This window comes from Allobosea sp. P1_A7 (assembly GCF_056406775.1).
This window is the reverse complement of sequence record NZ_JBFTZN010000222.1, coordinates 1-9,675: the sequence shown is the minus strand read 5'-3', so window position 1 is coordinate 9,675 and position 9,675 is coordinate 1. Positions and strand designations below refer to the sequence as shown.

At 65.5% G+C, this 9,675-nt stretch carries 7 protein-coding genes; 5 read left to right on the top strand and 2 right to left on the bottom strand.

The window, feature by feature from the left end:
• Positions 1–398: 398 nt before the first annotated feature.
• Positions 399–1,805, bottom strand: coding sequence for an MATE family efflux transporter (locus AC1D34_RS28060; RefSeq protein WP_476825965.1), 1,407 nt, complete (start codon positions 1,803–1,805; stop codon positions 399–401).
• A gap of 197 nt (positions 1,806–2,002) precedes the next feature.
• On the opposite strand from AC1D34_RS28060, the gene AC1D34_RS28055 reads away from it, so the two are divergent.
• From AC1D34_RS28055 to AC1D34_RS28045, 3 genes are all read left to right on the top strand, one after another.
• Positions 2,003–3,466 carry an amidase gene (locus tag AC1D34_RS28055; RefSeq protein ID WP_476825964.1) on the top strand — a complete coding sequence of 488 codons (1,464 nt, stop codon included), beginning with the start codon at positions 2,003–2,005 and terminating at the stop codon, positions 3,464–3,466.
• A 66-nt stretch (positions 3,467–3,532) separates the two neighbouring features.
• The gene (locus tag AC1D34_RS28050) at positions 3,533–4,762 is read left to right on the top strand and encodes a Zn-dependent hydrolase (protein WP_476825963.1); all 1,230 of its coding nucleotides are present in this window, start codon (positions 3,533–3,535) and stop codon (positions 4,760–4,762) included.
• Positions 4,763–4,829: 67 nt separating this feature from the next.
• A complete protein-coding gene (locus AC1D34_RS28045) occupies positions 4,830–6,242 on the top strand; it encodes an amidase (RefSeq protein WP_476825962.1) in 1,413 nt (470 codons plus the stop codon).
• An 18-nt stretch (positions 6,243–6,260) separates the two neighbouring features.
• Here the strand turns inward: AC1D34_RS28045 and AC1D34_RS28040 are convergent, their stop codons facing one another.
• Complete coding sequence (locus AC1D34_RS28040; RefSeq protein WP_476825961.1) at positions 6,261–7,217, bottom strand: amidohydrolase family protein; 957 nt, start codon at positions 7,215–7,217, stop codon at positions 6,261–6,263.
• Positions 7,218–7,619: 402 nt separating this feature from the next.
• Between AC1D34_RS28040 and AC1D34_RS28035 the strand changes: the two genes are divergently transcribed.
• Complete coding sequence (locus AC1D34_RS28035) at positions 7,620–9,218, top strand: ABC transporter substrate-binding protein (protein WP_441489067.1); 1,599 nt, start codon at positions 7,620–7,622, stop codon at positions 9,216–9,218.
• Between the two features lie 28 nt (positions 9,219–9,246).
• Positions 9,247–9,675, top strand: a 429-nt coding sequence (locus tag AC1D34_RS28030) for an ABC transporter permease (protein ID WP_476825960.1), incomplete at its 3' end; no start/stop codon positions are given.

Sequence of the window (9,675 nt, the reverse complement as noted above, 5' to 3'; positions counted from 1 at the left end):
GCCAGCGATAGCGGCAACAGCAGCACCATCATGCGCTTGAAGAGGCGATGGCGGAGTGCGCCGGCGATCGAGTCGAAGGACATCAGTTTGGCTCGCGTATTCTTGGTCTTGCGGGACTAGCAACGGACGAGCGATCGCGCAGTTCCACGGTGTTCCACGTCTTCGCCCAATGGGGTTCAAGGCGGATGGCGTGGCCGTGGGGTGAACACAGTGCGGCGAAATTGTGTCTTCAGCTGGCTGTGCTGAATCCGCAACAGCTCGAAAACACCGGAAAATCGGCCGTGTTATCGGGCGATCAGGCGGATGCTTGGCAAAAACAGCGCCGAATCGCGCAAACCCCTGAAAACTGGGGACATCGCTGGCGGCTTGCTGTGTCCGCCCTGCAATGCCGGTGCAACCTAGCTTGGCGTCGACGCGGGCGCGACCAGGCCGAGCCTTTCGCGCTGCGACCAGCGCCACAGCATCAGCACCGCCACCACGGCAAGGCCGGTCGCCAGCCCGATCCAGATTCCGCTGCCGGCAAGTGGTGTCCAGAAGCCGAGAGCCGCCGAAAGCGGCAGCCCGATGCCCCAATAGCCCAGGCCAGCCAGGATCATCGGCACGCGCGTGTCGCGCAGGCCCCTGAGGATGCAGGAACCGACCACCTGTGCCCCATCGGCAATCTGGAAGATCGCTGCGAACAGGAGGAAGCGCATCGCGAGTTCGGCAACTGCCTGCGAACCCGGTTTGCTGGCATCAAGAAAGGGCGCGACCAGCAGGTGCGGAGCCAGCAGCATCACGAGCGCGGTCAGCGCCATGAAGGAGATCGCGAGCACGATCGCGGTGGTGCCGGCACGCGTGATGCCGTMGCGATCGCCGGCACCATAGGCGCGGCCGACACGCACGGTGCCGGCCTGGCCGATGCCCATCGGCACCATGAAGGTCAGGGACGCGATCTGAATGGCGATCGCATGCGCGGCCAGCGAGGTCGAGCCGATCAGCCCCATCAGGAAGGCGGCGCCGTTGAAGATCACGACCTCGAAGGCGAGCGTCAGGCCGATCGGGAAGCCGAGCCGCCAGAAGGCGCGATATCGCGGCCAGTCCGGTACCCAGAAGCGCCCGAAAAGATGAAATCGCCGGAAACGCCTGTCGACCGAAACGACAATGGCAAGTCCAAGGAACATCAGGGTCGAGGAGAGTGCGGTGGCGATCCCCGAACCCGGCAGACCGAGGGCCGGGAAGCCGAGCCGCCCGAACATCAGGCACCAGTTGGCAAAGACATTGAATGCGACGGCGAACAGCACGACCACGAAGGCCCAGAATGGCCGCTGCAAGGCCGCGACGAAGCCGCGCAGGACCAGATAGAAGAAGAACGGCAGCAGGCTCCATTGCAGGGTGTGGACATAGCTCGCGGCCGCCGCGGAAAGCGCTGGATCCTGCCCCATGGCGCGCAGGATCGCTTCGCCCTGCCACAGGAACAGCCACATCGGTCCAACCAGTGTCGCTGCCACCCAGAGACCCTGGCGCACGGTGCGGCGCACGTCGCGCACTGCATGGCGGTTGCGCCCGAGCTCGATCGAGATCATCGGCGCGACCGCTGCCATGACCCCGATGCCGAAAATCAGGACGGCCGTGTAGAGATTGGCTCCGAGCGCTCCGGCCGCGAGCGAGTCGGGGCCGAGATGTCCCATCATCACCACATCGGTTGCCGTCATCGCCGTTTGCGCCACATTGGTGAGCACCATGGGCCAGCTCAGGGCGAGCATGGCCCTGACTTCTGTGAGCCAGGGATGAGCGCGCGCAGTGGGGAGGGCCAGATCGGTCATGGGCCGTCGCTTCTAGCGCCCATTTTCTGTGCAGGACAGGGTCAGCCACGCTGGGCTTGCCCGCGCTCGGCGCGTGAGCGTGTGGGAGCGGCCCGCTGCGCGTTTTCGCGATCCGGCCCCTGCGCAAACGTCGCTACCGGCATTCGGCCATGGCGGCCATCATCACCGGCAAGAAGAAGACAGAGGAACCGTCAAGGATGTCAGATTTGAGAAACGCCGCCATGGCCGGCGACATCGTCGGCCTGGACGCTGTTGCGCTGTCGCACGCGATCCACGCGCGCAAGTTGTCCTGTGTCGAGGTGATGGGCGCCTATCTCGATCAGATCGAGCGGCATAACCCGACGGTCAATGCCCTGGTGGCACTGCGCGACCGCTCCGATCTGTTGGGGGAAGCCGAGGCGTTGGATGGCGAATTGGCAGCAGGCCGGTCGCGTGGCTGGATGCACGGCTTCCCGCAGGCCATCAAGGACCTTGCCGCGGCCAAGGGGTTCGCGACGACGCAAGGCTCGCCGCTCTTCAAGGACGAGATCGCGCAAAGCGACGCCATTTTCGTCGAGCGCACGAAGGCGGCTGGCGCCATCATCATCGGCAAGAGCAATACGCCGGAATTCGGCCTGGGCTCGCAGACCTTCAATCCGGTCTTCGGGGCAACGCGCAACGCCTATGACCAGTCGAAGACCTCGGGGGGCTCGAGCGGTGGCGCTGCCGTTGCGCTGGCGATGCGCATGCTGCCGGTGGCCGATGGCAGCGACCATGCCGGCTCGCTGCGCAATCCGGCTGCCTTCAACAACGTGCTCGGCATGCGGCCGGGCTATGGCCGCGTGCCCTCGAGTGGCGACGAGGTCTTCATTCCGCAGATGGGCGTAGCTGGTCCCATGGCGCGCACGACCCGCGATCTTGCCGCGCTGCTCGCCGTGCAGTCGGGCTACGATTCGCGCGTTCCGCTCTCGATCCGCGAGGAGCCGGCCGCCTTCCTGGGCAATCTCAAGCGCGACATCGCCGGGCTCCGCATCGGCTGGCTTGGCGATCTCGGTGGGCACCTGCCGATGGAGGATGGCGTCTTGTCGCTTTGCCGCGAAGCCTTGAAGGCCTTCGAGGACATGGGGGCGCGGGTCGAGGAGGCGAGCCTCGGTTTCGACCCCGAAGCCGTCTGGCAGGCGTGGACGAGACTCAGGGCCTGGCAGGTCGGTGCGAGCCTGGCCCCCATCCATGCGGATCCGGCACGGCGCGACTTTCTCAAGCCCGAAGCGCGCCACGAGGTCGAGCAGGGCCTCAAGCTCTCGGCCTTCGACGTGATGAAGGCCTCCAATCTGCGCTCGTCCTGGTATCAGCATGTGCGCGGCCTGTTCGGACGCTACGACCTGCTTGTCCTGCCCAGTGCCCAGGTCTTTCCCTTTGCCGTCGAAACGCATTGGCCGCGCGAGATCGCCGGCCGCGCGATGGACACCTATCATCGCTGGATGGAGGTGGTGATCCCGGTGACGATGTCGGGCTGTCCGGCGATCAGTGTCCCGGTCGGCTTCAACGCTGCGGGCTTGCCCATGGGCATGCAACTCTGGGGGCCCAACCACGCGGAGCGTCTGCTGCTCGAGGCCGCGCAGGCCTATGAGGACGCAACCGGTTGGGTCGAGAAGCGCAAGCCGGCCTTGCTCGCCGGCTGAGCGGCCGGCATCGTTCATGCTTTATGCGTTAGCGGCCTGTGGCCGGCCTTTTGGGAGAGTTGGCGAATGAGCTCGAACCTGCGGATCGACGGGCCACGATTGGTCTCGAGGCTCGAAGCCTTGTCGAGGATCGGCGCGACGCCGGAAGGCGGTTGCCGGCGGCTCGCTCTCTCCGACGAGGACAAGCAGGGGCGTGACTGGCTCGTGGAGCAGATGCAGGCGCTCGGGCTCGACGTGAAGGTCGACGCGATCGGCAACGTCGTCGGAATCCTGAAGGGGCGAGAGGAGGGACCTGCCGTCATCCTCGGCTCCCATATCGACACGGTCGGCACCGGCGGGCGCTTCGATGGTGCGCTCGGCGTCATTGCCGGCCTCGAGGTGCTGGCGGCGTTGCGCGATGCAGGATTGCAGCCGAAGCGTGACATGGCGGTGATCGCCTTCACCAATGAAGAGGGCGCCCGATTTCATCCCGATATGCTCGGCTCCTATGTCTGGGCCGGCGGCATGAGCGTGGAAGCGGCCCATGCCGAGAAGGATGCCGATGGGGCGGTGCTCGGCACCGAATTGAAGCGGATCGGCTATCACGGCCCGGAACGGCCCGGCTTCCTCAAGGCGCATTCCTATCTCGAACTCCATATCGAGCAGGGGCCGGTCCTCGAAGGCGAGGGCGGTGGGCTCGGCGCTGTCACCGGCATCCAGGCCATCAACTGGCTTGAGCTGACGCTGAAGGGCCGCCCGAGCCATGCCGGTACGACGCCGATGGCCTATCGCAGGGATCCCGGGCTGGCGGCTGCGCGCATCAACCTCTTCGCCAATGAGCTGACGGGCAAGATTCCGGGCCAGCTTGCCAATTCCGGCGTCATCCGCGTCGAGCCCGGCAACGTCAACGTGGTGCCGGAAAGCGTGGTCATGTCGCTCGACCTGCGCAATCCCAAGGACGCGCTCCTGACTGAGGCGGAGGCCGCCGTCCGGGCGTTCTGCGCGGAGCTTTCCGAGCGGGACGGCATCCAGATCGGCTTCCGCGATCTTGCCCGCTTTCCGGCGGTCGAATTCGCATCGGAGCTGATCTACGGCGTGGAGATGAGCGCAGCTGAACTCGGCCTGCCGATCCGCCGGATGATCTCGGGCGCGGGACACGACGCCCAGATGATGTCGCGCATCTGCCCGACGGCGATGATCTTCATCCCCTCGATCGGCGGCCTCTCGCATAACCCGGCGGAGCTCAGCACTGACGAGGACATGGTCGCCGGCGCCAATGTCCTGCTCAGTGCCGCCTGGCGCGTGGCGAATAACTGATCAAGCGCGGGCGCCGCGAAAGACATCTGCTCCCAGCCTTGGTCCTTCCTCCTCACGAGAGATGCCGATGACCGCAATCGCTTCCCTGTCTGCTGTCGCGCTGAACAAGCTCTACGCTGGGCGCAGCCTCTCGCCGGTCGAGGTCGCCAAGGACGCGCTCGACCGCATCGAGCGTTTCGAGCCCGACATCAACGCCTTCGTCGTGCGCGATGCCGAGGTCACGCTCGCCATGGCCGAGGCCTCGCAGGCACGCTGGCTCAAGGGCGCTCCGCTCKGTCCGCTCGACGGCGTGCCGGTCACGATCAAGGACAATATCGGCGTGAGGGGCTGGCCGATGCGCCGCGGCTCCGCGCTGGCCTCCGGCGCGCCCTGGCCGGAAGACGCTCCGGCTGCGGCGCGGTTGCGTGAGGCCGGGACCGTCTTCCTCGGCAAGACGACGATGCCGGAATATGGCTGGAAGGGTGTTGGCGACTCACCGTTCTCGGGCATCACGCGCAATCCCTGGGATATCCGAACCGGGCCGGGCGGCTCCTCCTCCGGCGCGGCCTCATGCGCAGCGCTCAATCTCGGCTGCATCCATATCGGAACCGACGGTGCCGGATCAGTCCGAATCCCGGCGGCCTTCACCGGTGTCGTCGGCTTGAAGCCGACCTATGGCCGCGTGCCGGCCTATCCCGTTTCGACCATGGGTTTCCTCGCCCATCTCGGCCCGCTGACCCGCACCGTCGCAGACACGGCGCTCGCCATGAACGCGATCGGTCGGCCTGATGGCCGGGACATGACCGCGATGATCGAGCCCCCGCCGGACTACGTTGCGGGCCTTGCCGGTGGCGTGAAGGGCCTGCGCATCGCCTGGTCGCCGCGCCTTGGCGGCAACCATCTCGTCGACCCCGAGATCGCAGCGCTCGCCGCGGCGGCGGCGCTTGCGTTCCGTGAGCTGGGTGCGAGCGTCGAGGAGGTCGATCCCGGTTTCGACGATCCGCTTGAGACGTTGATGACATTGTGGTCGGCGGGGGCTGCCCTGGCCCTGCGCGGAGCGGGGCCGGAGAAGCGCGCGCAGATGGACCCGGGTCTCGTGGCCGTGGCGGAGGCTGGCGAGCAGATTCCCGGCTCGGCCTATGTCGACGCCCTGCTCAACCAGCGCAATGCGCTTGCGTATCATATGACGCAGTTCCACGAGCGCTTCGATCTGCTGCTCACGCCGACTTTGCCCCTGCCGGCCTTCGAGGTCGGACGGAATGCCCCCGGCCACGGCGGATATGGCGATGACTGGACGCGCTGGACGCCATTCACCTACCCCTTCAACATCACCCAGGCACCGGCCATCTCCGTGCCCTGCGGCCTGACATCGGCCGGGTTGCCGGCGGGACTGCAGATCGTCGGGCCGTTCGGCCGGGATGCGCTGGTTCTGCGTGCGGCGGCGGCATTTGAGGCATTGCAGCCTTTCGCGCGTGTCGACGCGCCCGTCAGAGTGGCCTGAAGAGCGAAGCCGGGCCGGTCAGGGCCTGGGTTCGGACAGCCCCAGCAGATTGGCTTGTGCCACCCGTTCCCGTGTTGCCGGGCTGAGCTGGCGCAGGAAAGACTGCACGCTCTCGAATTTCATCCGCTCGCTCCCCAGCGAGCGATGGCTTGCGTCGGTTCCGATGATGAAGCGGCCGGGCATCGTCTCGATGAGCTCAAGCCATTCCGGCCAGACACTCCTGCCGTCCTGCAGGATCGTGTAGTCGGGGGAACGCGGGTGCCTTGGCCAGGTTCGCGCGCTCAGCTCGTAGTAGAGGTTGGGGTGCCGTTCGAGCATCCTGCGGGCCAGGAACAGCGGCGTGTAACCGCCATGGGCCCAGATCAGGTTCACATCGGGAAAGGCCTCGAGCAGCGATGTCAGTTCGCGCATCCGTGTCGATTCGACATGGACCAGGACAGGCACGCGGTATTTGCGCGCCAGGGCCATGATCCCGCTCATCATCGGGCCCGCCGGATCGTAGTTCGCCTCGGGAAACCCGGGCGACGGAAAATGCACTGCCGATATCTCGCCGATACCCTTGAACTGGCCGGTGGCCAGGAGACCGTCGAGCTCCTCGAGCAGCGCCAGGTCCTGATCCTCCCAGGCCTTTCGATGAGCCCTGCGCTCCGGAGAAATCGAGGCAAAGCCGATGAACAGGTCGGGACGGCGCTTGACGGCATCGGCAATCGACCCGTTGTCGCCGTTGCGCCCCCAGAACACGACGGCACGCTTCGCCCCGTAATGCCGCATCAGTTCGATCTGCATGGCCTCGTCATTGAGATGGACATGCGCATCGACGAACGGCACCGTTTCGAGACTTGGTGCGGTGCTTTCCGGAGCGGCCGAGCTCTTCACCCGCTTCAGAACACGGGGCTGATCCTGACCCGATACGGTGGCGCCGAACGATAGCGCCAATGCGCAGCCCAGAACCAATATCCCCACTGCCAAGCGCATGGACCTGCCCAAAAAACCCGCGTCAACGCCCGAATGCCTAGCAGAACTCTGCGGGGCGACAGAAGGGGCGCGCGTCTGGCGCGTGGCGCGTGACGAGGCCTGAGCGGGCGCTTCGTCTTCGCCGGTCGGCGAGGACCCTTCGCCTGCTGGGAAATCGATGTGATGAGGCCAGCTGCGCGCCGATCAAATCGATTTAGCCGACGTTGCGCAATTTTCTGCGGAATTATGTTCGATTGGCGCGGGCGCATGGCGTTGGGGGCCAACCGGTACCGTTTGGCACGGACTCTGCAAGCCTCCCAGCCGCGGATTTCGACCGGCGCGGCGTGTTGTCAGGGTGATCTTTCTCGCCCACACTCGCCTCAAGGTCGCCCGTCAGAGGTAGCCGTTTCAGGGGAGAGAGTAATGGATCGCAGGACATTCTTGAAATCTGCCACTGGTGCCGGCGCTCTGGCCGCCACCGGAGGGCTGTCCATGCCGGCCTTGTCGCAAGGAGCAGCGGCGAAGACCCTGCGCTTCGTGCCGCAGGCCAATCTCGCGAATTTCGACCCCATCTGGGGCACGCAATATGTCGTCCGCAACGCCGCTGCGCTGGTCTGGGATACGCTCTACGGCATCGACGACAAGTTCCAGCCGCAGCGCCAGATGGTCGAAAGCGAGGAGGTCTCCTCCGACGGCCTGACCTGGACCTTCAAGCTCCGCCCCGGCCTCAAATTCCATGACGGCGAGCCGGTGCTCGCCAAGGACGTGGTGCAGAGCCTCGTGCGCTGGTCGGCGCGCGACCCGATGGGCCTGATGCTCCGCGCCATCCAGAACGAACTGGTTGCGGTCGACGACCGGAGCTGGAAATGGTCGCTGAAGCAGCCCTTCCCGAAGATGCTGCTGGCGCTGGCGAAGAACAACGCTCCCTGTTCCTTCATCATGCCCGAGCGCATCGCCAAGACCGATCCGTTCCAGCAGATCACCGAATATGTCGGCTCCGGACCGATGAAGTTCCTGCGCAATGAGTGGGTGCCGGGAGCCAAGGCGGTCTTCGAGAAATTCGCCGATTACGTGCCGCGCTCCGAGCAGGCGAACTGGCTCGCCGGCGGCAAGAAGATGCTGGTCGATCGGATCGAGTGGGTGATCATGCCCGACCCGGCGACGGCTGCCGCGGCGCTGCAAAATGGCGAGATCGACTGGTGGGAGACGCCGCTCGCCGATCTCGTGCCGGTGCTCAAGGCCAACAAGAATATCAATGTCGATATCGGCGATCCGCTCGGCAATATCGGCGCTTTCCGCATGAACCACCTGCACCCGCCCTTCAACAATCTGAAGGTGCGCCAGGCGGTGCTGACTGCGATGAACCAGGAAGACTACATGCGTGCGCTTGTCGGCGAGGACGACAAGCTCTGGAAGCCGCTTCCCGGGTTCTTCACGCCGGGAACCCCGCTCTACACGGAGCAGGGCGGCGACATGCTCAAGATGCGCAATATCGAGGCCGCCAAGAAGCTGCTGGCCGAGTCCGGCTACAAGGGCGAGCCGGTGGTCTGTGTCGTGGCGCAGGACATGTCCGCCACCAAGGCGATGGGCGACGTCACGGCCGATCTGCTCAAGCGCATCGGCATGAATGTCGACTTCGTCGCGACAGACTGGGGCACGGTCGGTTCCCGCCGCGCCCAGAAGACCGGACCGGGCCAGGGCGGCTGGAGCATGTTCCACACCTGGCATGCCGGCGCCGACTGCATCAATCCGGCCTCGTATACGGCTATCCGCGCGAATGCCGACAAGGCCTGGTTCGGCTGGCCGGACGTGCCTGCCGTCGAGACCGAGGTGACGAACTGGTTCAACGCCAAGGATCTCGCCGAGGAGAAGGCGGCCATGGGCCGGCTCAACCAGGCGGCGGTTCAGAATGTCGTCTACGCGCCGACCGGCTTCTATCTCGGCTACCAAGCCTGGCGGAAGAACGTCTCGGGCGTCGTCAGCGGGCCGTTGCCGTTCTTCTGGGGCGTCTCCAAGGCCTGATTTGCAACGATAGGGATACAGCGCCGCGATGTTGGCTTTCATCGTCAGACGCATCATCACGACCATCCCGGTGATGGCTTTCGTGGCGCTGTTCGTCTTTTCTCTCCTCTACATAGCGCCGGGAGATCCGGCGGCAGTCATCGCGGGTGATCAGGCGACGCCCGCGGATGTCGAGAAGATCAGGCTGAGCCTCGGGCTCGACCGCCCCTACCTGATACGGTTCGGCGAGTGGCTGTTCAGGGTGCTGCAGGGTGATCTCGGCACATCGATCTTCACCTCGCTGCCGGTGACGCAGCTCATCTCCCAGCGCATCGAGCCGACCGTCTCGCTGATGGTGCTGACGCTGATCTTTGCGGTCGTCATCGCGGTGCCGATGGGGGTGATCGCGGCCTGGAAGGCAGGCACCTGGGTCGACAAGTTCGCGATGGCCTTTGCCGTTCTCGGCTTTTCCATCCCG